The organism is Streptomyces nidicola (assembly GCF_050106155.1).
In the GTDB taxonomy this organism is placed as follows: Bacteria; Actinomycetota; Actinomycetes; order Streptomycetales; family Streptomycetaceae; genus Streptomyces.
Window position 1 is genome coordinate 8960364 of record NZ_JBNBPI010000001.1, and the last position, 25840, is coordinate 8986203.

At 72.0% G+C, this 25840-nt stretch carries 23 protein-coding genes; 16 read left to right on the forward strand and 7 right to left on the reverse strand.

Annotated elements, in window-relative coordinates; all coding sequences use genetic code 11:
- The first annotated feature begins 47 nt into the window (after positions 1 to 47).
- Genes ACOKM3_RS40440 through ACOKM3_RS40450 form a run of 3 tightly spaced genes read left to right on the forward strand, consistent with a single transcriptional unit; the run spans position 48 to position 2882 of the window.
- Positions 48 to 1352, forward strand: coding sequence for a sensor histidine kinase (locus tag ACOKM3_RS40440; RefSeq protein ID WP_426906278.1), 1305 nt, complete (start codon positions 48 to 50; stop codon positions 1350 to 1352).
- 31 nt (positions 1353 to 1383) lie between these two features.
- On the forward strand, positions 1384 to 2034 hold the full coding sequence (locus ACOKM3_RS40445; protein ID WP_426906279.1) for a LuxR C-terminal-related transcriptional regulator: 651 nt from the start codon (positions 1384 to 1386) through the stop codon (positions 2032 to 2034).
- Complete coding sequence (locus ACOKM3_RS40450) at positions 2031 to 2882, forward strand: alpha/beta fold hydrolase (RefSeq protein ID WP_426906280.1); 852 nt, start codon at positions 2031 to 2033, stop codon at positions 2880 to 2882. Before ACOKM3_RS40445 ends, ACOKM3_RS40450 begins: the two co-directional genes overlap by 4 nt.
- Positions 2883 to 2948: 66 nt before the next feature.
- Here ACOKM3_RS40450 and ACOKM3_RS40455 read toward each other — a convergent pair whose 3' ends face one another.
- Positions 2949 to 5312 carry a glycoside hydrolase family 31 protein gene (locus ACOKM3_RS40455; protein WP_426906281.1) on the reverse strand — a complete coding sequence of 788 codons (2364 nt, stop codon included), beginning with the start codon at positions 5310 to 5312 and terminating at the stop codon, positions 2949 to 2951.
- On the reverse strand, positions 5309 to 5575 hold the full coding sequence (locus ACOKM3_RS40460) for a hypothetical protein (RefSeq protein WP_426906282.1): 267 nt from the start codon (positions 5573 to 5575) through the stop codon (positions 5309 to 5311). The genes ACOKM3_RS40455 and ACOKM3_RS40460 overlap by 4 nt, the downstream gene beginning before the upstream one ends.
- Before the next feature lie 267 nt (positions 5576 to 5842).
- Here ACOKM3_RS40460 and ACOKM3_RS40465 point away from each other — a divergent pair, with 267 nt between their 5' ends.
- From ACOKM3_RS40465 to ACOKM3_RS40485, 5 genes are all read left to right on the forward strand, one after another.
- Positions 5843 to 6859 carry a LacI family DNA-binding transcriptional regulator gene (locus ACOKM3_RS40465; RefSeq protein WP_426906283.1) on the forward strand — a complete coding sequence of 339 codons (1017 nt, stop codon included), beginning with the start codon at positions 5843 to 5845 and terminating at the stop codon, positions 6857 to 6859.
- A 164-nt stretch (positions 6860 to 7023) separates the two neighbouring features.
- Positions 7024 to 8850, forward strand: coding sequence for a glycoside hydrolase family 2 protein (locus tag ACOKM3_RS40470; protein WP_426906284.1), 1827 nt, complete (start codon positions 7024 to 7026; stop codon positions 8848 to 8850).
- 152 nt (positions 8851 to 9002) lie between these two features.
- Positions 9003 to 10268, forward strand: coding sequence for an NADH:flavin oxidoreductase/NADH oxidase family protein (locus ACOKM3_RS40475; protein ID WP_426906285.1), 1266 nt, complete (start codon positions 9003 to 9005; stop codon positions 10266 to 10268).
- Between the two features lie 98 nt (positions 10269 to 10366).
- Complete coding sequence (locus ACOKM3_RS40480) at positions 10367 to 11068, forward strand: type 1 glutamine amidotransferase domain-containing protein (RefSeq protein WP_426906286.1); 702 nt, start codon at positions 10367 to 10369, stop codon at positions 11066 to 11068.
- A gap of 46 nt (positions 11069 to 11114) precedes the next feature.
- Positions 11115 to 11504: a VOC family protein gene (locus tag ACOKM3_RS40485; RefSeq protein ID WP_426906287.1), complete on the forward strand. Its 390-nt coding sequence runs from the start codon at positions 11115 to 11117 to the stop codon at positions 11502 to 11504.
- Here ACOKM3_RS40485 and ACOKM3_RS40490 read toward each other — a convergent pair.
- The 5 genes from ACOKM3_RS40490 to ACOKM3_RS40510 all read right to left on the reverse strand — a co-directional run bounded on the left by ACOKM3_RS40490 (position 11492) and on the right by ACOKM3_RS40510 (position 17362).
- Entirely contained in the window at positions 11492 to 12982 is a 1491-nt protein-coding gene (locus tag ACOKM3_RS40490) for an amino acid permease (protein WP_426906288.1), read from the reverse strand. The genes ACOKM3_RS40485 and ACOKM3_RS40490 overlap by 13 nt on opposite strands.
- Positions 12983 to 13024: 42 nt before the next feature.
- A complete protein-coding gene (locus ACOKM3_RS40495) occupies positions 13025 to 14170 on the reverse strand; it encodes an aminotransferase class V-fold PLP-dependent enzyme (protein ID WP_426906289.1) in 1146 nt (381 codons plus the stop codon).
- 109 nt (positions 14171 to 14279) lie between these two features.
- Entirely contained in the window at positions 14280 to 14816 is a 537-nt protein-coding gene (locus ACOKM3_RS40500) for a helix-turn-helix domain-containing protein (RefSeq protein ID WP_426906290.1), read from the reverse strand.
- Between the two features lie 44 nt (positions 14817 to 14860).
- On the reverse strand, positions 14861 to 16462 hold the full coding sequence (locus tag ACOKM3_RS40505; RefSeq protein ID WP_426906291.1) for an AMP-binding protein: 1602 nt from the start codon (positions 16460 to 16462) through the stop codon (positions 14861 to 14863).
- Between the two features lie 87 nt (positions 16463 to 16549).
- A complete protein-coding gene (locus ACOKM3_RS40510; protein WP_426906292.1) occupies positions 16550 to 17362 on the reverse strand; it encodes an IclR family transcriptional regulator in 813 nt (270 codons plus the stop codon).
- A gap of 334 nt (positions 17363 to 17696) precedes the next feature.
- Between ACOKM3_RS40510 and ACOKM3_RS40515 the strand changes: the two genes are divergently transcribed.
- The 8 genes from ACOKM3_RS40515 to ACOKM3_RS40550 all read left to right on the forward strand — a co-directional run bounded on the left by ACOKM3_RS40515 (position 17697) and on the right by ACOKM3_RS40550 (position 25837).
- Entirely contained in the window at positions 17697 to 18986 is a 1290-nt protein-coding gene (locus ACOKM3_RS40515; protein WP_426906293.1) for a hypothetical protein, read from the forward strand.
- On the forward strand, positions 18974 to 19354 hold the full coding sequence (locus tag ACOKM3_RS40520; RefSeq protein WP_426906294.1) for a hypothetical protein: 381 nt from the start codon (positions 18974 to 18976) through the stop codon (positions 19352 to 19354). Before ACOKM3_RS40515 ends, ACOKM3_RS40520 begins: the two co-directional genes overlap by 13 nt.
- A complete protein-coding gene (locus ACOKM3_RS40525) occupies positions 19351 to 19806 on the forward strand; it encodes a hypothetical protein (protein ID WP_426906295.1) in 456 nt (151 codons plus the stop codon). The genes ACOKM3_RS40520 and ACOKM3_RS40525 overlap by 4 nt, the downstream gene beginning before the upstream one ends.
- Positions 19794 to 21779, forward strand: a complete 1986-nt coding sequence (locus ACOKM3_RS40530; RefSeq protein ID WP_426906296.1) for a branched-chain amino acid ABC transporter permease — start codon at positions 19794 to 19796, stop codon at positions 21777 to 21779. Before ACOKM3_RS40525 ends, ACOKM3_RS40530 begins: the two co-directional genes overlap by 13 nt.
- Complete coding sequence (locus ACOKM3_RS40535) at positions 21776 to 22561, forward strand: ABC transporter ATP-binding protein (RefSeq protein ID WP_426906297.1); 786 nt, start codon at positions 21776 to 21778, stop codon at positions 22559 to 22561. The genes ACOKM3_RS40530 and ACOKM3_RS40535 overlap by 4 nt, the downstream gene beginning before the upstream one ends.
- Complete coding sequence (locus ACOKM3_RS40540; RefSeq protein WP_426906298.1) at positions 22561 to 23256, forward strand: ABC transporter ATP-binding protein; 696 nt, start codon at positions 22561 to 22563, stop codon at positions 23254 to 23256. The genes ACOKM3_RS40535 and ACOKM3_RS40540 overlap by 1 nt, the downstream gene beginning before the upstream one ends.
- Positions 23257 to 23333: 77 nt before the next feature.
- Complete coding sequence (locus ACOKM3_RS40545) at positions 23334 to 24725, forward strand: ABC transporter substrate-binding protein (RefSeq protein ID WP_426906299.1); 1392 nt, start codon at positions 23334 to 23336, stop codon at positions 24723 to 24725.
- Positions 24722 to 25837 (forward strand): lytic transglycosylase domain-containing protein, encoded by a 1116-nt coding sequence (locus ACOKM3_RS40550; RefSeq protein WP_426906300.1) that lies wholly within the window; start codon positions 24722 to 24724, stop codon positions 25835 to 25837. The genes ACOKM3_RS40545 and ACOKM3_RS40550 overlap by 4 nt, the downstream gene beginning before the upstream one ends.
- Positions 25838 to 25840: the final 3 nt, after the last annotated feature.

A 25840-nucleotide genomic window follows, 5' to 3' on the forward strand; every position in this document is an offset into this window, starting at 1 on the left:
ATAATCTGAGCGGAGCGGGCCTACGGGGCGGCGGACGGATCACCGACATGCGCGGCACACGGATCGAACGGATCGAACGGATCGAACGGATCAAGGGGGCGGCGCTGGCCGGGGCCCGTGGCCTCGCGCTGTCCCTGCTGTCGCTCGCCGGCTCCCTCGTCCTGTTCGTGACGTCCGTCGTCTCGATCGTCTGCATCGTGGTCGGCGTCGGCCTGTTCACCACCCCGCCGCTGCTGCGACTCGTCCGCTCCCACGCCGACGTACGGCGGGAGCTGGCGGCGCGCTGGTGCGGCGTGACGATCCCGCGGGCCGCGTACCGGCCCGAGCCCGGCGACCGGCTGCCCGGTCCGCTCGGACAGCCGGGCGCGTGTCTGCGGCTGCTGCGCGACCCGGCGACCTGGCGGAACCTGCGCTGGCTCGTGGCCGACATGACCGCCGGTTTCGGCACCGCGCTGCTGCCCGCCGCGCTCGTCGTGTACCCGGTCGAGGGCTACGTGGTCGCGGCGGGACTCTGGCGCGCGCTCGACGGGGGAGCGTGGTGGTACGGCTTCATCCCGGTCAGTGGTCAGGGCACCGCGCTGGCCGCCGCGGTACTCGCCACCCTCATCGCCGTCATCGCCTCTTACGCGGCGGAACCCATGCTCCGCGTCCACTTCACGCTCACCCGCAGGCTGCTCGCCCCGCGCGGCGCCGAGCTGCGCCGGCGCGTCGAGGAACTCGCCCGGACCCGGCACGACGCCGTCGACGCCTCCGCCGCCGAACTGCGCCGCATCGAACGCGACTTGCACGACGGCGCGCAGGCCCGGCTCGTCGCGATGGGCATGCACCTCGGCACCGTCGACGCACTCATGGAGAGCGACCCGGCGGCCGCCCGGGCGCTGCTCGCCCGGGCCCGCGCCGACTCCGTGCGGGCGCTGGAGGAACTGCGCGAGCTCGTCCGCGGCATCTACCCGCCCGTCCTCGCCGAACGAGGCCTCTCCGATGCCGTCCGCGCGCTGGCCCTGCGGATGCCCGTGCCCGTGGAGCCCCGGACCGAACTGCCCGGCCGACCCGAGGCCGCCGTCGAATCCGCCGCCTACTTCGCGACGAGCGAGGCGCTGACGAACGCCGCCAAGCACGCCGCCGCCACCCACGTACGCCTCCAACTCACCCACGAATACGGCGTCCTGCGCATCGACGTCACCGACGACGGCCGCGGCGGCGCCGACCCCGAAGGCTCCGGCCTGCGCGGCATCGCCCGCCGGCTCGACGCCTTCGACGGCACCCTCACCGTCCACAGCCCCGACGGCGGACCCACCAGCGTCACGATGGAGATCCCGTGCAAGCTGCTCCCGCCCGGTAGCGTGGCGTGAGCCGATTGCCGAGATCCCCACGGGAGCCAGCGTGCGCGTAGTGATCGCCGAGGACCTCTTCCTGCTGCGCGACGGACTCGTCCGCATGCTGGAGGCGTTCGGCTTCGAGGTGCTCGCCGCGGTGGACAACGGACCCGCACTCGCCCGCGCGCTCGAGGAACCGAGCCTCGAGGTCGCGGTCGTCGACGTCCGGCTCCCGCCGACCCAGACCGACGAGGGACTGCGGTGCGCCCTCGCCGCCCGCCGCGCCCGCCCCGGCCTGCCGATCCTCGTCCTCTCCCAGCACGTCGAGCAGTTGTACGCGCGCGAACTCCTGGCCGACGGCAGGGGCGGCACCGGCTACCTGCTCAAGGACCGTGTGTTCGACGCCGCGCAGTTCGTCGACTCCGTACGCCGCGTCGCCGCGGGCGGCACCGCGATGGACCCCGAGGTCATCTCGCAGCTCCTGGCCCGCAGTTCCACCCGCGACCGCGCCGTGAACCGCCTCACGCCCCGGGAGACCGAGGTGCTCGAACTGATGGCGCAGGGCCGCTCCAACGCCGCCATCGCCGAGAAGCTCGTCGTCACGGAACGCGCGGTGTCCAAGCACACCGCGAGCATCTTCCAGAGGCTGGAGCTCACCCCGTCGGACGACGACAACCGGCGGGTACTCGCGGTGCTGGCGTATCTGGACCGAGGATGAGCCGAGCGGGAGGAAACCCCGTGTCCCTGTCCGCCTTCGACCGTGCCTATGACGAACTCCTTTCCCGCTGGCCCGAGTTCACGGAGGAGCGCGACGTCGTCACGCCGTACGGGCGCACCCGGGTCCATGTGCACGGACCGGCGGACGGACGTCCGCTCGTACTGCTGCCCGGCGGCTCGGCGACCGGCCTGGTCTGGTTCGCCAACGCACCGGCCCTGGGCAAGAGATACCGGATTTACGCGGTTGACCTGCTGGGCGACGCGGGTCGCACCGAACGCCGTGGCGTACCGCTGCGGAATGCCGACGACCTGACGGCCTGGATGGACGCGCTCCTCGACGGGCTCGGCCTCACCCGCACGCACCTGTGCGGCCACTCGTACGGCGCCTGGACAGCCGTCCGGTACGCGCTGCACGCGCCGCGGCGGATCGACCGGCTCGCCCTCGTCGACCCCACACAGGTCTTCGCCGGGTTCCGCCCCGGCTACCTGCTGCGCGCGCTGCCCACCCTGGTCCGCCCGAGTGAGGCCCGTGCCCGCGCCTTTCTGGCCTGGGAGACGGGGGACGCCCACCCGGACGAGGACTGGCAACGCCTGTACGCGCTGGCCTACACGGTTCCCGGCCGCAAGCTCATCGCCGGCGGCCGCCCGCGGGTCGCCGGTCTCCGGATGCCGGTGCTGACGCTGCTCGCGGAGCACAGCCGCGCCCACGACGCGGGCAAGGTCGCCGAGAGGGCCCGGCGGACACTCCCACATGGCGAGGTGGCCGTGCTCCGCGGAGCCACGCACCACTCCCTGCCGCTCACCGCACCGGAGGAGTTGAACGCCCCGCTGATGGATTTCCTGGGGTGACGGGGCGGAGCCGGGCCAGTGACGGCCCCTGATCAGTGGCGGCTCCGGGTCAGTGGCGGCTCCGGATCACCGCTCCCGGGCCGTCAACTGTTCCATCACCGCGCTCAACAATTCCGCCGGAACCCGCAGCGCGTGCAGCGCCGAGATCTTCGACGTCAGCGGTCCTGACGAGGTGACGATGCGCCACATCTCCAGCTTCGTGGGGTTGTCGAACTGAGCCGCGGCGAGGATGCCCTGGATCGTGTCCCGCGTGCGGTCCGGGTGGATCGGCGAGCCGAGCTTCACCTCGACCGTCGTGGCGGAGGAGGTGGCCGCGGCCCTGACCGTGACGCTGAACCGGCCCGGCCCGCCGGTGACGTCGCAGGGTTCGCCGTCGACGAGGGCCGGGCCCGTGGGCAGGTTCGCCAGGAACGTGACCGTCCAGGTGCGGGCGGCGGGAACGATGCCCTCGGGGCCGTCCGCCGGACCGATGAGCAGGATGCCGGACCCGGCGTCCCACTCCAGGCGCGTGGTGACCGTGCGCAGGTTCGTGCCGTCGCCCTGGCCGTCGTCCTCGATCAGGGTGAACGTGCCGTTCTCCGAGGGCGCGACGAGCAGTTCCAGGTGTTCGGGGTTGCGGGTGGCGTCCAGGTCGTCGGGCCCGGCCAGCGGGAGGATGCCACCGCCGCGCAGCAGGGCGGGCATCGCGTCAAGGCCGCGGTGCAGCTCGATGTGGCGGTCGCCGTCGTACACCGTGCCGGTGAAGATGTCGGTCCAGGTACCGGGCGGCAGCCAGGCAGGCGTGGAGGCGAGCAGTGTCACCTCGTCCCGACGGGTGGTGAGGGGCGCCACGATCAGCTCGCTGCCGAAGGTGAACTGGTTGGGCACGTCGTACGCCTCGTGACGCTCCGGCGCGACGTGGTACATCGGACGCACCAGCGGTGTGCCCGTCGCCGCGACGTGGTTCATGGTGTGCAGGTACGGCACCAGCCGGTGCCTGAACCGGAGCGCCTCGCCCATCGCCTGCCGGGGCTCGGACGGGAACTGCCACGGCTCCTTGCGGATGAACGGGTTGTTCGCCGAGTGCAGACGCAGGACGGGGGAGAAGACACCCAACTGGAGCCAGCGCGTGGCCAGTTCGTCGTCGCGGACGCCGCGGGTGTGGCCGCCGATGTCGTGACTCCACCAGCCGTAACCGATGTTGGCCGACGACGCGGTGAACTCCGGCTGGAAGGCGAGGGATTCCCACGACACCACCGTGTCGCCGGAGAAGCCGACACCGTAGCGCTGGCTGCCGGGACCGGCGTAGCGGGAGAACGCCATCGGGCGGCGGCCCTCGCGCCCGGAGTCGAGGAAGTGGAAGTGGTTCAGGAGCCACAGCGGGTCCACGTCGGGGATCCGTGACGTGCTGCCCTGCTGCCAGTCGACCCACCAGAAGTCGACACCCTGGTCCTCCAGCGGGTGGTGCAGGAGGCGGAAGTAGGCGTCGAGGAAAGCCCGGTCGGTGAGGTCGAAGGGGATCGTCGCGTCGGAGGCGGGATCGACGCCGACCGCCCGCGCCACCTCCGGGTACGCGTCCTCGAACGGGCGGACCCCGTCGGCGGGGTGCAGGTTCAGGGTGGTCCGCAGGCCACGGCGGTGCAGCTCGCCGAGGAAGGCCTCCGGGTCGGGGATGAGCTCGCGCTCCCACGAGTAGCCCGTCCAGCCGGTGCCGTACTTCGCCGGCACCGAGTCGACGCGGTGCCAGTCCATGTCGATCACGGCCACGGAGAACGGCAGCTTCTCCGCGTCGAAGCGGTCGAACAGCTCCAGGTACGAGTCGGTGGTGTACGCGTGGTAGCGGCTCCACCAGTTGCCCAGCGCCCATCGCGGCAGCACGGGCGGCCGCCCCGACAGCCCGTACAGCGCCCGCACCGCCTCGTCGTAGTCGTGGCCGTACGCGAAGACGTACAGGTCGAGCCGGCCGGGCTCGCGCGACGCCACCCAGCCCTCGTCGTCGAAGAGGAACGACGTCGAGTCGTCGATGACGGCGATCCCGTCGCGGGCGGCGACACCGTCCTCCAGCGGGATGCGCCCGTCCGCGTCGTCGAGGGTACGGGCCGTGCCGCCCAGGTTGTCCGAACGCCTCTCCCCGAAGCGCCAGCGGCCACCGGTCGGGGCCGTGACGACCAGGCCGTTCGCGCTGAACTCTCGGCGGTCGTAGAGGAGATGGAGGCGACTCGTGGACACCTCAAGGACGTCGTCGCCCTCCCGGACCGTGAACTCTGGCGTAGGCCGGTCGCGGTGGAGCGCGAAGCTCGACGCGCGGTCCTCGAACCCGCCGTCCTCGGACCACTCCAGACGCAGCAGCCCCTCGGTGAGCACGGTGACACGCCAGTGTTCGCCGCGCAGGACCGACGCGTCCCGGGCGCGGGGGTGGGCCGGGATCCTGCTGAGTGCTGTCGCTGTCATTGCTTGACGGCCCCTTGGGTCAGTCCACTGATCACCCAGCGCTGGGAGAACAGGTAGACGAGTACGGTCGGTGCCATCGCCATGAGGTACGAGGCGAAGGCGACGCTGCCGGTGATGCGGCGGGCCGCGGGCCGGTCCGAGACGTCGGCGAGCACGCCGCGCTCGATGTACCGGGCCAGCTCCCGGTTGTTGTTGAAGCAGCCCACGTCGGCGGGCTGGGCGCGGACGAACTGTGGCGCGATGGCATCCGTCGTGTCATGCACCACCCGCACCCCGGATCGCGGCTCGCTCTGGTCCGATCGTCACCTCGTCGCCTCCTGGGAGTGGTGTCACGCGACCTCGGGGCGTGCGGGCCCCGAGGTGTGTGAGTTGAGTTACGAGCAGAGCGCGGCGAACTTACAGCGCTGTAAATTTGGGTGTCAACAGGTAGGGTTCGGCGCGCAGTCGGCGCGGCGCCCCAGCAGGCGCGGAACCCGCGTCGGTCCACACGTCCACGCGGCGGACCCCGCGTCGGCCCACCGGGAGGCGAAGTGCCCAACGTCCGCCTGAGCGATGTCGCCCAGCACGCCGGCGTCTCGACGAAGACGGTCTCGAACGTCGTCCACGGCTATGTGCACGTACGAGAGAGCACGCGCGCCAAGGTCCAGCGCGCCATCGACGAGCTGGGCTACCGGCCCAACCTGCGCGGCCGCAACCTCGCCACAGGACGCACCGGGATGATCGCGCTCGCCTTCCCCGACCTGCGCATTCCGTACTTCGCCGAACTCGCCCACGTCCTTTCGCGGGCGGCGGGGGAGCGCGGATACCGGCTGCTGCTCGAGGAGTCGGGCGACGCCCCGGACGTCGAGAGGGCCATGCTGTCCGCGCAGGAGGCGGGCGTCGTCGACGGTGTGCTCCTTCAGCCGTCCTGGCTGAGCTCCACGGAGATCGCCCAGCACCGCAGAGGGGTCCCGGTCGTGCTCCTTGGCGAGAGCGCCGCGCCGCTCACCCTCGACCACGTGCGGATCGACAACATCGGTGCGGCGGCGGAGGTCGTCGAGCATCTCGCCGCCCTCGGGCGCCGCCGCATCGCGTTCCTGTGCGCCGAGGAGTCGGCGCCGAGCGAGACCTCGCGTCAGCGCCTCATCGGGTACCAACAGGGGCTGGAAGCCTGCGGACTCCCGGTCGACCCCGCCCTGATCGTCACCGGGCGGGTGGCCGACGCGCACTCCGCCGCGCAGACCCTCGGGGCCGCGCTCGACGGCGGCATGGCGCCGGACGCCGTCTTCTGCCGCGACGACCTGGTCGCACTGGGGGCCCTGCGCGCGCTGGGGGAGCGGGGGCTGCGGGTGCCGGAGGACGTCGCCGTCACCGGCTGGGACGACAGCACGCTCGCGTCGGCGGTGCGGCCGAGCCTGACCTGCGTACGGGCCGACGAGGCCGAACTGGCCCGGCGCGCGCTCGACTTGCTGATCGAGCGGATCGAAGGCTTCGACGGGCTTGGCCGGCACGAGTTCGTGCCGCACTCGCTGGTGGTCCGGGAGAGCGCGCCGCAGCCGACTGCCTGAACAGCGCCCGGGCCCGCGGCGGCCCGGTAGTTCTCCCGTTCTCGTTTACAGCGATGTAAATCGGTGCTGAGATGAGTGTGTCGAGGGCAGCCGGTTCGACTGCGCGTGGACCGCGCCGCGCCGTGCTCCTCGAACGCGCCCGTCACGAGGACCCAGGAGAGTGCATGGCCGCCCAGGACCTTCCCCGCCCCGAGTACCCGCGCCCCGGCTTCGTCCGGACGGACTGGCTCAACCTCAACGGTCCGTGGCAGTTCGCCCGGGATCCCGGGGACAGCGGCCTCGAACGCGGTCTGGTCGACGCCGAGTTGCCCGAGCGGATCACCGTCCCGTTCTGCCCGGAGTCGGAGCTGTCCGGCATCGGTGACACCGATTTCCACGCCGCCGTCTGGTACCGGCGCACCGTACGGGTGCCCGCCGAGTGGGCCGGACGCAGGGCCGTGCTGCACTTCGGGGCCGTCGACCACGACGCGACGGTCTGGGTCAACGGGCGGGAAGTGGCCCGGCACAGCGGCGGGTTCACCTCGTTCAGCGCCGACCTGGGCGACGCGGTGCGGCCCGGCGAGGACGCCACGATCGTGGTCCGGGCCAGGGACGAGGCCAAGGGCCCGCAGGCGCGCGGCAAGCAGTCCGACCGCTACGCCAACTACAGCTGCCTCTACACCCGTACGACGGGAATCTGGCAGACGGTGTGGATGGAACCGGTCGCCGACACCCACCTCGGCCGCCCCCGCATCACCCCCGACCTCGCCGCGGGCTGCTTCCACCTCGAACTCCCGCTGTCCGGAAGCCGCGCGGGCCACCGCGTCCGCGCCCGCCTCACCGACGCGCAGGGCGCCGTGGCCGAGGCCTCGGTCGCCGCCCACCTCGACCTCGCGCCGCGCCTGGTGCTGGTCATCCCCGAGGAACGGCGCAGGAGTTGGTCGCCCGAGGACCCGCACCTGTACGAGATCCACCTCGACGTCGTCGACGCGTCCGGCGCGGTCGTCGACTCGGCCGTGTGCACGGCGGGCCTGCGCTCGGTCACCGTCGACGGCAAGCGCGTGCTCCTCAACGGCGAACCCGTCTTCCAGCGCCTCGTCCTCGACCAGGGCTACTACCCCGACGGCCTGATGACGGCCCCCGACGACGCCGCGCTCGTCCGCGACATCGAACTCTCCCTCGCCGCCGGCTTCAACGGTGCCCGCCTGCACCAGAAGGTGTTCGAGGAGCGCTTCCTGCACCACGCCGACCGCCTCGGTTACCTGGTGTGGGGCGAGTTCGGCGACTGGGGCGCGAGCACCGGCCCTGTGAGCGCGGACAACCAGCAGCCCACCAGCGGCTTCGTGGCGCAGTGGCTGGAGGCCGTCGAGCGCGACTACAACCACCCGTCGATCATCGGCTGGTGCCCGCTCAACGAGACACGCCAGCGGCTCTCCGACCGCCGCAGCGTCCTCGACGAGGTCACCCGCGCCATGTTCCTCGCCACCAAGGCCGCAGACACCACCCGCCCCGTCCTCGACGCCTCCGGCTACGCGCACCGCGTCCCGGAGACGGACGTCTACGACTCCCACTGCTACGAGCAGAACCCGGAGGTCTTCGGAAAGCTGATGAGCGGCCTCGCCAAGGACGAGCCGTTCATCAACCCGCAGGACGAGACACCGGACGCCACCTGGTCCGTCCCGTACCGCGGACAGCCGTACTTCTGCAGCGAGTTCGGCGGCATCTGGTGGAACCCGGACGAGGCGGAGGCCGCGGGCGAGGACCGCGACGTCTCGTGGGGATACGGCCAACGCCCGCGCGACGAGGAGGAGTTCCAGCGCCGCTTCGCCGGTCTCACCGGCGTACTCCTGGACGACCCGGACATGTTCGGCTACTGCTACACGCAGCTCACCGACCTCTTCCAGGAGCAGAACGGCATCTACCGCTTCGACCGCTCCGAAAAGCTGGACGTGGCGCGCGTCCGCGCGGCGCAGGTGCGGCCCGCCGCCATCGAGGGAGACGGGACGGCCTGATCTCTGAGGCCGCTTGTGGCACAGGACACACCCTCTCATGTGTGCACCGCTCACATCCTCTGGTTAATGTGAGTGCTGCACACATTCTAGGTGGGCACCCCGAGCTGTCGTCCTGACGGCGACGGACGTGGCCGCAGAAGAGAGGGACTCCGATGACCAGCGAGCTGTTCTCGCCGTTGGCCCTGCGCTCCGGGCAGGTACTGGGCAACCGGATCGCGAAGGCGGCCATGGAGGAGAACCTGGCCGACGAGGGGCAGCTGCCGGGAGAGCACCTTCTGGCGCTGTACCGGCGCTGGGCCGCGGGCGGCACCGGACTGCTGATCACCGGCAACGTCATGGTGCACGCCGAGGCACTGACCGGCCCCGCGGGCGTCGTGCTCGACGAGGACGCGCCCATCGAGCCGTTCGCCGCGTGGGCCGAGGCCGGCAAGTCGGGCGGCGGCGCGATGTGGATGCAGATCAACCACCCCGGCCGCCAAGTGCAGTCAGGCATGCCCGGCGTCGTGTGGGGCCCCTCCGCCGTGGGCGTCGACCTGGGCAGGCACAGCGGCCGCTTCGGCCGCCCCACCGCCATGACTGCCGAACAGATCGACGCCACGGTGAACCGCTTCGCGGTCACGGCCCGCCGCGCCGCGGAGGCGGGCTTCGACGGCGTCGAGATCCACGCCGCGCACGGCTATCTGCTGTCGCAGTTCCTGTCTCCGCTGGTCAACAAGCGCACGGATGAGTGGGGTGGATCGCTGGAGAACCGGGCGCGGCTGCTCCTGGACATCGTCCGGGCCGTGCGCGCCGTCGTCCCGGCCTCCTTCGGAGTCGGGGTGAAGCTCAACTCCGCCGACTTCCAGCGCGGCGGATTCGACGCCGACGACGCGCGCCAGGTGATCGCGATGCTCGAACCGCTCGGCGTGGACCTCGTCGAACTGTCCGGCGGCAGCTACGAGAGCCCGGCGATGACCGGCCGCCCCGCCGACGACCGCACCCAGGCCCGCGAGGCCTACTTCCTCGACCTCGCCACGGACCTGGTCAAGACGAGCCCGATCCCCCTCGTCCTCACCGGCGGCATCACCCGCCGCGAGACCGCGGAGCGTGTCCTCGACGGCGGCGTCGCGGTCGTCGGGATCGGCACCGCACTCTCCGTCACGCCCGACCTGCCCGACCGCTGGCGCGGCGGCCGCGAGGCGGACCGCGGCATGCGCCCGGTGGCCTGGTCCGACAAGTCCCTCGCCTCGGCCGCCACCATGGCCCAGGTCCGCCACCAGATGCGCCGCATCGCCCACGGCCGGGACCCGAGGCCCGACACCCACCCGGCGCGCGCCCTGCTCTGCGAACAGGGCCGGCAGCGACGTGCCCTGCGCCGCTACCGCACCTGGCTGACCGCGTCCCGGCCCACCGGCGCGAGCACGAGCCGGGCAGCGTGACCCAAGGCGGGAAACGCCGCGACAGCTTGCGCACCACGGCTGAGCCCCGACGATGAACAGAGGGAAAGAGTGAAACCGATTGCACCTGGGAGCCGGCGATGACCCGAGTCCTCTTCGTCGTGTCCGCGGCCGACCGCTGGACGCTGAAGGGCGGAGAAGTGCACCCCTCGGGTTACTGGGGTGAGGAACTCGCCATGCCGCACAAGATCTTCAGCCGCGCGGGATGGGAGATCACGATCGCGACGCCCGGCGGCAGGGCTCCCACGCTGGACCGGCTGAGCATGTCCCGCACCGCCGGACTGCCGTCCAAGCTGCGCGAGGTCGCCGGGTACCTCGACTCCATCCAGGACGAGCTGAACAAGCCCAGGGCCCTGGAGGAGATCGACCCCGACGCGTTCGACCTGGTCTTCTACCCGGGCGGACACGGGCCGATGGAGGACCTCGCCGTCGACCCGGTGTCGGGGGCGCTGCTCACCCGCGTGCTGCACTCGGGCAGGCCGCTGGCGCTGCTGTGCCACGCGCCGGCCGCCACGCTCGCGGCGCGCAACGAGGACGGAACGTGGCCGTTCGCCGGGTACCGGATGACGGGCCTGTCCAACCTGGAGGAGAAGTTCAACAGCTTCGGCCGCAGGGCGAACTGGCTCCTGGAGGACCGGCTGCGCGAAGGCGGCGCCGACTACCGCAAGGGACGCCTGCCACTGCGCCCGTTCATGCAGGTCGACCGCAACCTCTACACCGGCCAGAACCCCGCGTCCTCCGAACTGCTCGCAAGGCGCCTCGTGGACGACCTGGCAACCTGAACAGCACGCATGGACACACCGGACACGCACTCCTGGAGGTCACCGCATGCCGGCAACACCCGTGCAGATCGCGGCCCTTGTCGTCGACGCCGAGGATCCCGAGCGGCTGGCCGCCTTCTGGTCGGAGCTGCTTGGGCGGCCGATCGAGCAGCGTACGGGCCCGTACATCTGGCTGCGCCGGGAGGGCGGCCTGGTGTTCGGATTCCAGCGGAATCCGAAGCCCACGCCGGGCAAGGACCGGATGCACGTCGACCTCACCTCGCCCGACCTGGCCGCCGAGCAGCACCGGGTCGAAGCGCTCGGTGGGCGGCGGCTCACCGAGTACGACGAGGGCGGGTTCCTGGTGATGGCGGACCCGGAAGGCAACGAGTTCTGCATCCTGCCCGAAGGGTCCGTGGACATGGACGACGACGGGCGCGCCCACTACCTGGAGTGATCCCGCTCGCCGGAGCGGTCGGCCGGCTCGCGGGAGGCAGGGACCGCCCCCTCCGGCACCGTACTGTCCGGCAGCGCCCCCGCCGTCTCGTACCGCCGGGCCCCGAACCGGTACACCACCACCAGCACCGCGAAGAACGGCAGGCCCGCCTTCCAGGAGTCCTCCAGGCCCTCGATGAACACGGTGGAGACCAGGATCGCCGCGAGGGCGAGGGCGGCCGCGACGGTGGTGAAGGGGGCGCCGCGCAGCCTGGCCGGCGAGGCGGGCAGCCCGTGCCGGGTGCGGTGGCGGCGGAAGGCCAGGTGCGTGGCCAGGATGAGGATCCACGCCACCAGCGCGCCGAACACCGAGATGCCGAAGAGCAGGATGTACGCCGTGTCCTCGGAGTGCACCGAGAGGAGCGCCGCCGCGCCGAGGCCGATGCCGGAGACGGCGAGCGCCCGGTGCGGGACGCCCCGCGTGCCGACGCGTGCGAAGAGGCGTGGCGCGTGCCGGTCCACGGCCAGGGAGTGGATCATGCGGGTGGCCAGGTACGTGTTGGCGTTGGCGCTGGAGAGGGCCGCGGTGAGGACGACGAAGTTCATGATGCCGGCCGCCGCCGGGATGCCCGCGACGTCGAAGAGTTGCACGAAGGGGCTGGCCGTGACGTCGCCGCCCTTGGCGGTGCGCGTCCAGGGCACGACGGTGACGACGATCGCCATGGCCAGGACGTAGAACAGCGCGAGGCGGACGACCATCCGCCGGGCGGCACGGGGGATGTCCCGCACCGGGTTCTCGGACTCGGCCGCGGTCACCGCGATGATCTCGGTGCCGATGTAACTGAAGATCACGAAGACGAAGGCGGTGGCGAGGCCGCTCATGCCGTGCGGCAGCAGTCCGCCGTGGCCGGAGAGGTTCGAGGTGCCGACCGCCGGGTGGCCCGGCAGGCCGAGGAACACGTACGCGCAGCCGAGCAGGACGAACACACCGATCGCGGTGATCTTGATGGTGGAGAACCAGTACTCCAGGCGGCCGAACACCCCGACGCTCAGCGCGTTCGCCGCGAGGAGCAGCAGCGAGAACGCCACCACCGGGAGCCAGAGCGGGAGTTCGGGCCACCAGAAACGCACGTAGATGCCGGCCGCGATCACCTCGCCGCCGATCGCGATCACCTGGATCGTCCAGTACGTCCAGCGGATCACGAACCCCGCGAGCGGGCCCAGATAGTGCCGCGCGATGCTGCCGAAGGAACCGGCCGCCGGGTGCACGGACGTCATCTCGGCGAGCGCCCAGCCGATCACCAGGGCGATCAGCGCGCAGACCACGTAGGCGATCACCGTGGCCGGGCCCGCGGCCGAGATGGCGAGACTCGAACCGAGGAACAGACCGGTGCCGATGGCGCCACCGAGTCCCATCATGCTGAGCTGGCGCCCGGTCAAGGACCGCTTCAGGCCGTGGTCTTGCGGTGGTGCCGAGTCGGTGCGCGGCTCGTCGGGCATGTCACTCGCTCCGTCGTGGGTGCGGTGTTCCTGGGCGTGCTGCTACTTGGCGCGTATCTCACCGAGCGCGGCCATCAGCGCGTCGACGTCGGAGAGGGTGTTGTAGTAGTGGAACGAGACGCGGAGCAGGGTGCCCCGCGGACTGGTGACGATGCGACGCTCGGCGAGCGCGCCGGCCAGAGCGTCCGGCTCCGGGTCGGCGAACGCCACCTGCGGTCCGCGCAGTTCGGGGTCGGCGGGCGAGGCCAATGTCTCGCCGGCCTCGGTGAGGCGCTGGTGGGCGTACGCGGTGAGCTCGCGGATGTGCGCCTCGACGTCCTTGCCGTCGAGCTCCGCCAGGGTGCGCAGTCCGGCCGCGGCGGCGTACGCGGAGGGTATCGACGGCGTGCCGGTCTCGAAGCGCCGCGCGGTGTCGGGGAAGTCGAGCGAACGGGGATCGAAACCGAAGGGATCGACCCGCCCGAACCACCCGGTGAGCTGCGGCGCCACCTCGTCCCGCACCCCGCCCCGCACATACAGAAAGGCGATACCGGGAACGCCCAGCAGATACTTCAGCGCCCCGCACACCAGGTAGTCGCAGTCCAACTCCCGTACGTCGACGGGGAGTACGCCGAGCCCCTGGTACGCGTCGATGAACACCCGAGCGCCCGCGGCCCGCGCCGCCCGGACGGTCTCGGCGACCGGCAGCCGGACGCCGTTGCGGTACGACACCAGGGGGACGGAGACGACATGTGTGGACTCGTCGATGGCGTCCGCGTACCCGGCGGCGGGGACGACCCCGTCCTCGTCCGGCACGTGTCGCACCTGCGCGCCCCGACCGCCCTGCGCCAGCCACACATGCGCGATGGACGGGAACTCCATGTCCGTCGTGACAAGCCCCGGACGGTGTGACCAGTCCAGAGTCGAAGCCACCTGGTACGCCCCCTCGGAGGCGCAGCTCACGACGGCGATCTCGTCCGTGGTGGCACCGATGTGCGCGGCGAACGCGGACCGCGCGGCGTCGACCTGCACCATCCACTCGCCCCATGGAGCGCCGTGGCTGCGCATGGACCACTGGAACTCCTGGAGCGCCGCCAGTACGTGCTCGGACGCCGCTCCCTGGCTGCAACTGGCGAGGTGGACCGTGTCCTTGAGGGAGGGGAACCGGGCGCGGAAGCGTTCGGGTGTGTCCAGGGTGTCGATCGGCACGGGGCGACTCGCATTCAATCCCGGTGAACGTGTTCAGTGCGGGTGATCGAATCAGTCCGGTGCGTGCCGCGTCAATGGGTGTGCGGGCACCGGTACTTGGGAGCCGGGGTCACCGGCTCGGCGGTGTCACACTCACCAGGAACCGCGCGGTCTCCCCGCCCTCGTTGACGTACCGGTGCGGGACACGGGAATCGAACGTGCAGCTGTCGCCGGGGCCCAACTCGTAGCGCCCGTCGCCCGCTTCGACGACCAGGCTGCCGCTCACCAGCAGCACGCACTCCTCGGACGGGTGGCTGTAGCGGGCCTCGGAGGACGCCCCGCCCGGCTCCAGCGTGCCCTCCAGGACCTCCAGCCGCGCCGACCCGGCCGACACCCGCGTGTACTCGATCCCGCCCTGCGGCGAGCGCACCTGGATCCGCCGCTCGCACCGCACCAGCGCGACCTCCTCCGCCTCGTCCTGCCGGAACAGGTCGAAGAGCGGGAGCCCGAGCGCGGCGGAGAGCCGGCGCAGCGTCTCGAGGCTGGGGTCGGTGAGCCCGCGCTCGACCTGACTGACGAGCCCGGTCGACACCCCGGCCGCCGCGGCCAGCTCCCGCACGGTCATCTTGTGGGCCTTGCGCAGCTCACGTATCCGATTGCCGATCACGGGGCGAGGTTAGACCACGGTGGCCCGTCCTCCGAGGCCGCCGGTCAATTGATGTGCCGCGCCGCCCCCGCCCACGCCTTGTCCCGCAGCACGTACTTCTGGATCTTCCCGGTCGATGTCTTGGGCAGGTCGCCGAAGGTCACCGACTTCGGGGCCTTGAAGCGGGCGAGGCGGGTGCGGACGTGGTCGATGATCTCCGCGGCGGTCGCCGAAGCGCCCTCCCGGAGGGTGACGTACGCGGCCGGGACCTCGCCCCAGCGTTCGTCGGGGACCGCGATCACCGCTGCTTCGAGCACCGCGGAGTGGTCCATGATGGCCTGTTCGACCTCGACCGACGCGATGTTCTCGCCGCCCGAGACGATGACGTCCTTGGATCGGTCCCGCAGCTCCACATAACCGTCGGCGTGCACGACGCCGATGTCACCGGTGCGGAACCAGCCGTCCGGGGCGGCGGCCACCGTCGCCTCCGGGTCGTCCAAGTAGCCGAGCATGACGTTGTTGCCGCGCAGCGCGATCTGACCGGTGGTCGTGCCGTCGGCCGGGACGTCGGTGCCGTCGTCGGCGATCACGCGGGCCGTGCACGAGATCATGTTGCCCACGCCCTGGCGGGCCTTGAGACGGGCCTGCGCTGCGCCGTCCAGGGAGTCCCACTCGGGGCGCCAGTCGCACAGCATCGCCGGTCCGTACGTCTCCGTGAGCCCGTACAGATGCGTGACGTCGAAGCCCAACTCGCCCATCCTGCGCAGGATCGCGGGGGAGGGCGGGGCGCCGCCGGTCGCCATGCGGATGGTGCGGTTCTTCGGCAGCGGGGCCGCCTCCCGGGCGTAGGCGATCATCGAGAGGACCGTGGGCGCGCCGTTGAGGTGCGTCACGCCCTCTTCGCGGATCAGCCGCCACACCTCGGCGGGATCGAGCTTCGGCAGACACACGTGCGTGGCGGCCGCCGCGGTCACCGCCCAGGGGAAGCACCAGCCGTTGCAGTGGAACATCGGCAGGGTCCACAGGTGCACGGCGGAGGGCGTAAGTCCCGTGTGGCCGACCATCGCCACCGCTTGCAGGTACGCGCCTCTGTGGTGGTACATCACACCCTTGGGGCGGCCCGTCGTACCCGATGTGTAGTTGACGGCGAGGAGGGAGCGCTCGTCGGACGGGGTGCGGTGGAGCGGCTCGGCCCCGGCCAGCAGGGACTCGTACTCCGCGCCTGCCCTGATCCGGCGCGGCGGGGTGTCCAGGCGGGCCAGCGCGTCGTCCACCAGGACGTCGAGCGACGGGTCGTGGATCAGCACGGCCGCCTTCGAATGGCTCAGGATGTACGCCACTTCGGCCGCCGCGAGCCGCGTGTTCACCGCCACGAGCGGCACACCTGCCCACGGCACGCCGTAGTGCGCCTCCAGGAGCACGTGTGTGTTCGGCGCGAGCACCGCCACCGGGCGCCCGCCGGCCAGTGGAGCCAGTCCGCCCGCCAGGCGGGTGCACCGGTCGTGCAACTCCGCGTAGGTCCACCGCCGTTCACCGTCGATGACACCGATCCGGTCGCCGTGCGCGGCGGCGGCACGGTCCAGATACGCGGTGGGGGTGAGCGGCTCGTACGACAGCGCGTCGAGCGACGGGGCGTCGAGAGGCGGGGTGGCTGCGGGATCCGGCATGGCGTCCTCCCTGACGGAACATGGCGTCCTCCCGGGCGGGAGTCGGACCCCGGCGGGGATCGGACCCCGGCGGGAGTCGGAGCTTGCCTACCCCGTCCGATGTCCGCCAAGTCGTGGGAACAACGCCCGCCGCGCCTCTCCCGCGAGGTCGTGCACCAGCGGCGCCAACTCCTTGAAGTCGACCGCCTGCTGATCCCCGCACAGGGACAGCGCCGCCGTGGCCGGGCCGCAGCCGCGCAGGGGCGCGGCGATGCAGCGGATGCCGGACAGGGTCTCCTCGTTGTCGACGGCCAGGCCCTCGCGCCCCCGGATCCTGGCCAGTTCCTGGCGCAGATCAGCGGCCGTGCGCAGGCTGCGCGCGGTGCTCAGGGGCAGCGCCCCGCGGTACGCCGAGTCGACGAGACCGGGTTCGAGGGTGGCGAGGATCGCCTTGCCGACGGCCGTCGTGTGCGCGGGCAGCCGGGCGCCGAGCCGGGTGGGAAGGCGGGCCGCCGGGCGGCCGCCCGCCTTGTCGAGGAAGACCACCTCGCGCCCGTCGAGGACGGCGAGGTGCCCGGCGAGTCCGGTGCGCCGGCACATCTCGTGCAGCAGCGGCGTGACGATGTCCCTGACCTCGTTGTGCCCCGCGGCCCGGCCGCCGAGCTCCAGCGGTCGCATGCCGAGGCGGTAGCCGCCGGTGGAGTGGGTGAGCCAGCGCAGCCGGATCATCTGGTCGAGGATGCGGTGCAGCGTCGAGCGTGGCAGCCCCGTGCGGTCGGCGAGGTCGAGCAGGGAGAGGCTCGGGGTGTGCGGGTCGAACGCGTCGAGGATGACCGTCATGCGTTCGATCATGGAGCTCGGGGCGGGGGACGTGCCGCGGTGCTCCGCTGTGCCGGTGTCGACCGTCGCCGGTGTCGTCATGGTCGCCTCCCTGGTGGGTGTGCTGACCGGGATCGCCAAGTGTCGACCGTAGGCAGGGGTGCGGGGGAGTCCCTTGCGGGGCTCCTGCCGCGCATATACAGAATCCTCACTTCTTCGGCCGATGCCCGGATGCCCGGACGCCAAGGTGTGGCCGTCCGTCGGTGAGTCCCACTGAGCGGGAGTGCCGGGCCCGGTGAGCGGGATGCTGCCGCCGGGCCCCTTCCGGGTGGCGCCTCGCGCCCACAGAGTGCGGCAGGCCGGTCGGATCTGACGGCCCGTCAACTCCCTGTCGTTCCAGCTGAACCTACGTGCTACGTGAAGGGCATCGATGTCCGTGCGAGGATCTCACGCCGTCCCCCGGCGGGCCCGCGCGCTCTGCGGGGCGGGCACGGCCGCGCTTCTGGTGCTGCTGCCCACGGCGGCCGGTCCGGCGGGCGCCGCCGAACCGGAAGCGTCGGAGGCCGAGGACTGTCCGGTGACCGCGATGGCGCAGGGCGTGCAGGTGACCGTGAGCGCGAGCAACGACACACTGCTGTCGGCGCCCGCAGGGGTGGGCGTCCCGGTGGCCAAGTCCTGTGTGAACTACGCCGTCGGCGAGTCCTCGGGATGGGCGAGCAGCCCGTACCCGGGTGAGACGGTCATCTCCGCCCCCGCGCTCATCGGCAGCCAGACCGGGCAGAAGTTTCCCGACTACCCGCTGTACGCGACCTCCAAGTACCCGTCCGACGGCACTGCCAAGGCCGGCCAGGACCCGCACGTCATGCGTGCGCACAGCGCCAAGACGGCCACCGAGGCGGAGGCCCGTACGGTCCTCGGGCAGGACGGGACGGGGGCCTCCACCAAGGCGACCGCCGAATCCTCCGTCGACCCGGACGCCCTCACCGGCAAGGCGGAGGCGAGCGCCGACACCCGGCCCTGGTCCGTCAACGGCGTCCTCGACATCGGCCGCATCCTCAGCTCCGCAAGCGCCGGTGTCGACCGGTCCGGCAAGGTCGTACGCGACTCCGAACTCACCATCGGCCGCACCGAGATCGCGGGCCAGGGCGTGGAGATCACACCGGACGGCCTCAAGGTCGCGGGAAAGGCCCTGAAGCTGCCCGGCGGCGGTGCGGGCGCGGCCGACCCGGCGAAGGCGCTCACGCAGGCCCTCGCGAAGGCCGGCGTGAAGATCCGCTACCTGGACGAGAAACGCACCGAGCACGGCATCGTGTCCGCCGGTCTCGAGGTGCAGGCCCGCCAGCAGGACACCCGGTCCGGATCCGTCTACACCGTCACCTACGTGTTCGGCCGCGCCTCCGCCGACGCCGACCGCGTCGAGGCACCGCCCGGCAGCGGCGACATACCATCCGTGCCTGCCCCGCAGACCCCCTCGGGGGCGGGAGGTGGCGGCGCGGGTGCGCCCGCACCCGGCGGCGGAGGCGGCGCCGACACCCCGAAATCGCCGCCGGACGGCGGCGGATCGTCGTCCCGGCCCGAGGACACCCGGACCGTCCGACTCGCCACCAATCCGACCGACATGGGTGTCACCGGCCTCTACATCGTGCTCGCGTTCGGCGCCGTGGCCACGTTCGCCGCCGGCACCCTGCTGCGCCTGTTGGGAGTGAAGACTCGATGGACCTCGTGACCCGGATACGCAGTCAGTGGGACCGGCTGACCGCCGCGCTCACCGCGCTCGCGGGCGCCGTGACCCTCGTCCTCGGCTGGCGCGGGGTGAGCGGTACGCCGTATCCCGCCGAGCAGTTGCCGTACATGGTCAGTGCCGGGCTCGGCAGCCTGTTCCTGCTCGGCCTCTCCAGCGCGCTGTGGCTCTCGGCCGACCTGCGCGACGAGTGGCGCAAGCTCGACCGCATCGAGCAGGCGCTGCGGACGGGTGGTGGGGCGACCCCCTCCGCGTCCGGGCCGACGACCTCCGCGGAGCCGACCGCTTCGGCTCCTGGCAGCGCCGGGACACCGACTCCCGTGGCTCCCGCCCCCGAAGGGAGCGTTCGATGAGCGGCGTCGACGCGCGCGCCGTGCCCTGGCGCGACCGTGACGTGGTCACCGTCTGCGGCACCAGCCTCGCCGGGCTCGCCCTGATCGTGACCGCGTGGTTCGGCGCGAGCGCCACGGTGTCGACCGCGCGGCAGGCGGCCTGGCTGAACCTCGGCGTCGCCGGATTCGCGGTCGGCGCAGGCGGGTTCTGCCTGTGGCTGCTGCGGGCGCGCCGGGCGCTGGGGGAGCGGCGCGTATCGCTCATCGCCCTCGCGCCCGTGGACGACGACGGGGACGCGCGGCCCGGGCCCGCCCGTCGTACCGGGAGCACGGACGACACGCTCGCCCTGCCGCTCGTGCGCGCCGCGGGCATGGACCGGCCGCACCGCCCGGACTGCCCGCTGGTCGCGGGCAAGGAGGTGACGCCGGCCGCGGTCGGCACCGGTGAACCGTGCGGGGTGTGCGCGCCGTGAACGAACTGCTGCCGTTCCTCGTCGTCGGTGTCACCACCGGATCCGTGTACGGGCTCGCGGCCATGGGCCTCGTCCTCACCTACAAGACCTCGGGCATCTTCAACTTCGCGCACGGCGCCATCGCCGCGATCTCCGCGTTCGTGTACTACGACCTGCGGACGCTGCGGGGGCTGCCCTGGCCGGTGGCGCTCGCCGTCGCCGTGGTCGTCGTGCCGCCGGTCGTCGCGCTGCTCATGGAACGCGTCACACGCACGCTCGCCGCGGCCACGGTGGCCACCAAGGTCGTCGCCACCGTCGGACTGCAACTCGTCATCACGAGCGCGCTGATCGCCGGATACGGCAGCTCCGCCCTCGACTTCCCCGGCTTCCTGCCCACCGACACGGTCACGGTGATCGGCGTGCACGTCGGCATCGACCAGCTGACCTCGGCCATCGTGGCGGCGGCGGGCGCGCTCGGATTCTTCGCCTTCTTCCGGCTGTCCTCGATGGGCGTACGGATGCGGGCGGTCGTCGACGACCCGGACCTGCTGGAACTCTCCGGCACCAGCGCGTTCGCGGTACGCACCCGGGCCTGGCTCATCGGCTGCTGGGTCGCCGCCGCGTCCGGCATCCTGCTGGCGCCCCAACTCGGCCTGGACGTCCTGCTGTTGACGCTCCTGGTGGTGCAGGCGTACGGCGCCGCGGCCGTCGGCCTCTTCTCCAGCCTCCCCCTCACCTACGCGGGCGGGCTGCTCATCGGCATCCTCTCCGCCCTCGCCACCAAGTGGGTCGCCACGTCCGAGACACTCTCCGGTCTGCCGCCCGCGATGCCGTTCGTGGTGCTGTTCGCCGTGCTGCTGCTGGTCGGCCGGGGCAGGCTCGCCGAGATCGGCGGACACCGGCCCGCGCCCCCGTCGAAACCGCTGGTGAGCCCCGCGACCGGCCGGATCGTGGCCGTGGCCGCGGTGCTGCTCGCGGGCTGCGTCCCGCTCGTCGCGGCGTCCAAACTCCCCGTCTATTCCTCGGCGTTGGTGTACGTCCTGATCTTCGCCTCGCTGCAACTCCTCGTCCGCACCTCGGGGCAGGTCTCGCTCGCGCACGCCGCGCTGGTCGCGGTGGGGGCCTCGACGTTCTCCCACCTCGCGGTCGGCGCCGGGCTGCCGTGGCTGCTGGCCGTGCTCCTCGCCGGGGTGGTCGCCGTGCCTGTCGGCATGCTGGTGGCGATCCCCGCGATCCGGCTCTCCGGCCTCTATCTCGCCCTGGCCACCTTCGGGTTGGGGCTGCTCCTGGAACGGGCGATCTACGGCACGTCCTGGATGTTCGGCAAGACCAACACCCTGCCCGCGCCCCGCCCCGGCCTCTTCGAGGGCGACGAATCCTTCTACTTCGTCCTGCTGGCCTTCGCCGTCGCGGGCTCCCTGCTCATCGCACTGGTCGGCCGCAGCCGCCTCGGACGCCTGCTGCGCGCGATGGCCGACTCGCCCACGACGCTCTCCACGCTCGGCCTCGGGGTGAACGTCACCCGCGTCACCGTCTTCGCCATCTCGGCGTTCGTCGCCGGCGTCGCGGGCGCCCTGTACGCGTCCCAGGGCCGCTCGGCCACGGGCGCGCCCTTCCTCTCGTACACCTCGCTGACCTGGCTGACCGTCCTGGTTCTGTGCGCGGGCCTGCGCGCGGCGGGACCGCCCCTGGCGGCGGTCCTGGTCGCGGTCGTCCCCGCCTACCTCACCGACGACACCTTCGCCCAGGCCCTCCCGGTGGTCTTCGGCTTCGGCGCGCTCCTCGTCGCCCTGCACGAGGCGGGCGCGTCGAAGCGGCGCGGCACGGGGGCGCCCGCGCCGGACGACCCGGGCGCCTCACGCTCCGACGAACGCCTCGGGGCACCGGGCCCGGCGACGCAGCGCCTGACGGCGGCGCGGAAGGCACGAACAGCTCAGACGGCACCGGCACGGATCCGGGTCGGCTCAGGGCTGAGCAAGGAGGCGGCGCGATGAACGACAGGCTGGGCCCGAGCGGGCGGGGCCTCGAAATCGACGACCTCACCATCCGTTTCGGTGGCAACACCGCCGTCGACTCGGCCACCTTCGCCGCCCCGCTCGGCCGCGTCACCGGACTCATCGGGCCCAACGGGGCCGGGAAGACGACCACCTTCAACGCCTGCTCCGGGCTGCTGCGGCCGTCCCAGGGCGGCATCCGGCTCTTCGGCAAGGACATCACCGGGCGGCCGCCCGCCGCCCGCGCCCAACTCGGCCTCGGCCGGACCTTCCAGCGCATGGACCTGTTCGACTCGCTCACGGTCGAGCAGAACATCGCGCTCGGACGCGAGGCCGGCCTCGCCCGCGGCAACCCCCTCAAGCAACTCCTGGCCACCCCCGCCGAGACGAAGTCCGTACGGGCGGTCACGGAGGAGGTGCTCGACCTGTGCGGACTTCGCGCCCTGCGCCACGAGATCGCGGGCTCCCTTTCCACGGGGCAGCGCCGCCTCGTCGACCTCGGCCGGGTCCTCGCCGGAGACTTCAAGCTGCTGCTGCTCGACGAGCCGTCGTCGGGCCTCGACACCGCCGAGACGGAGAAGTTCGGCGCGATCGTCACCAGGGTCGTCGCCGAACGCGGCTGCGGTGTGCTCCTCGTGGAGCACGACATGGGTCTCGTCATGTCGGTCTGCGACCACCTCTACGTACTCGACTTTGGCCGGATGATCTTTGAGGGCAGTCCGGCCGAGGTGCGCGCGAGCCCCGCCGTGCGCGCCGCCTACCTGGGATCGGAGGCCGCCTAGTGCTGGAACTCGAAGACATCGACGCCGGATACGGCGGCGCCCGCGTGCTGCGCGAGGTGAGTGCCTGGCTGCCGCCGAAGTCCGTCGTGGCGCTGCTCGGCACCAACGGTGCGGGCAAGACGACCCTGCTGCGCGTCGCGTCCGGGCTTCTCGCACCCACCTCGGGGCGCCTCACCATCGACGGCAAGGACCTCACGGGCAAGCGCCCGCACGACCTGGCGCGCGCCGGCGTCTGCCATGTCCCCGAAGGACGTGGGGTGTTCGCGACCCTGACGGTCAAGGAGAACATCCTCATCCAGGCGGCCGGCGGCGACCTCGACGAGGCCGTCGAGCGCGCCGTCACCGCCTTCCCGATCCTCGGGGAGAAGCTCGGCCAGCTCGCGGGCTCGCTCAGCGGCGGCCAGCAGCAGATGCTCGCCCTCGCCCGCGCCTACGTCACCGACGCCGACTACGTACTCCTCGACGAGGTGTCGATGGGCCTCGCTCCCGTCGTCGTCGACGAGATCTTCGAGTTCCTCGGCAGGCTGGCCGAGGACGGCCGCGCCCTGCTCCTCGTCGAGCAGTACGTCTCCCGCGCCCTCGAACTCGCCGACTACGTCTACCTGATGAACCGGGGCCGCATCGAATTCGCCGGGGAACCGGGCGAGTTGGACAGCGACCGGCTCGTCGCCCAGTACCTGGGCGCACACACCTGACCCGCGCACACCTGCACCGCCCCCCCCGCACTCCTGACCGCGCACACCGATCAGTACCCCGCTCCGTGGAGGAGACCATGACCGCAACCCGTACACGCGCCACCCTGGCGGCCGTGGCGGCGCTGAGCCTGGTGCTCGCCGCCTGCGGCAGCCGGGTCGACCACGACACCGTCGTACGTTCCGTGGGAAGCGGCGGGAAGGTCGCCACCGGGGCCGCGGGCTCGGACACCGAGGTCGGCGCCGACGGCTCGTCCGACACCGCCACGTCGGACGACGGCTCGAAGACGGACGCGAAGTCCGGCAGCGGAACCAGCGGGGGCGGCGGGGGTGGCTCCGCCTCCGGCGGCAGTGGCGGAAAGGCGGGAGGCGGCAAGTCCGGCGGCGGCCCCATCGTCATCGGCAGCGTCGGTACGACATCGGGACCCGGCGGCGTCGCCTTCGCCCAGGGCCCGCGCGCCCTCCAGGCCTGGGCGGCGAGCGTCAACGCGAGCGGCGGCATCGACGGCCGCAAGGTCCAGGTCATCGTCATGGACGACGGCGCCGACGCCTCCAAGGGGCGCAGCCAGATGCAGGAACTCGTCGAACAGCGCAAGGTCGTCGCGATCGTCGCCTCGTTCACCACCACGCAGACCATGAACGCCTGGAAGAGCTACGTGGAGAAGAAGCAGGTCCCCGTCATCGGCGGCGACTGCTCGACCACCGCGTGGACCGCGAGCCCGATGCTGTTCAGCGAGTGCCCCGGCACCAACTCCGCGCTCGACGGGCTCGCCCAGGTCGGCGCGAAGTACGGCAAGGGCAAGAAGCTCGGTGCCCTCTTCTGCACCGACTCCGACGCCTGCACCCACGTCCACGAGCGGTTCTTCGGCAGTGGGAACGCCGCCAAACGCTACGGCCTCGACCCCGTCTACAACGCGAAGATCTCGGTCACCCAGCCCGACTTCACGGCCGAGTGCATCCAGGCGCGCAACGCGGACGTCGACCTGATGCTGGTGACCGGTGACCCCAACACCGTGAACCGGGTCGCCTCCTCGTGCAGCCGGCAGAACTTCAACCCGCAGTTCCTGCAACCGGGCGCCACGGTCGACGGCGCCACCGCCTCGAAGCCGGGCCTGAAGAACGTACTGGCGGTGACCCCGGTGTTCCCCTTCAAGGGGTCGTCGGCGGCCGGCTTCGGCCAGTTCAACTCGGCCTGGAACAAGTACGGCGGCGGCAAGGCACCGGGTCCCTCGGCCGCACAGGGCTGGGCCTCGGCGAAGGTGTTCGAGAAGGCGGCGCGCGGCGCGGGCGACATCACGCGGGCCGGACTGATCAAGGAGCTGCGCACCTTCCACGGCCAGCGCTTCGACGGCCTGACCGTCCCGCTTACGTACACCAGCAAGGGCTCGAACGACACCAAGTGCGCCTTCGGGATGCGGGGTTCGGGCGGCCAGTGGACGGCGATGTCCGGTGGAAAGGCGTTCTGCTGGTGAGCCGCCGACCCGAGGACCGGGCCCGCGGGCGGCGTCGCAGCCTGCTCTGGCACCAGATCCTCACCGGGGCGGTCGCCGTCGCGGCGACGGGCGGCATGGCGACGGCGACGGTCTGGCAGCTGGCGGACATGTCACCGGTGTCGGCCACGGCACCCGCGTCCGACCGGTCCCAGGCGGGCGGCGGCAGCCCGCCGCTGTACCCGCAGACGCCGACGGAGATACCGGGAACGCGACCGGTGCCGTTCAAGAGCGAGAAACGCGACGGTGGCGAGGCTGCGAAGACACTCCCGGCGCTGCCGACGACGCACGGGATTCCGGGCCGCGTCCTCGCCGCCTACCGGACCGTCGTCAAGGACCTCGCGGCTGAGTCACCGGAGTGCGGGGTACGGATGCCGCTGCTCGCGGCGATCGGCCGGGTGGAGTCCGGGCACGCGCGCGGCGGCGCCCTGGACGGGCACGGCCGTACCCGAACTCCCATACTGGGGCCTCGACTTGACGGTGGCCCGGGCGTGGCCGCGATCCACGACTCGGACGACGGAGCCTGGGACGGCGACCGCACCTGGGACCGCGCCGTGGGCCCCGCCCAGTTCATCCCCTCCACGTGGCGCCGCTGGGGCAGCGACGGCAACGGAGACGGCGTCCGCGACCCGCACCAGATCGACGACGCGTGGCTGGCCGCGGGCCGCTACCTGTGCGCGGCGGGCGGCGACCTGACCCGGGGCGCCGGAATCCGCAGGGCGGTGCTCGCGTACAACCACTCCGATTCGTACCTGGAGTTGGTGCTGAGCTGGATGCGGGTGTACGGGAGTGGGGCCGTGCCGACGGCCGGGCTGCCGGGAGGCGGGGAACCGTCGGGCGAGCCCGGGAAGTCCGAGACGCCGGACAAGGACAAGGACAAGGGGAAGGAGGGCGGGAAGGGCAGCGGAAAGGAGAAGGGGCACGGAAAGGGCGGCAAGGAGTCGGGCTCCCCCTCGTCCACGCCCAGCCCCCCGCCGTCGGAGAGCCCGTCGGACGGCGGCAAGCGCCCGTCGAAACCGAAGGTACCGAGCCTCCCCACGTTCCGATTGCCGACCTCCGGCCACACACCCTCGCCCTTGTTTCCCTCCCGGTAAGAG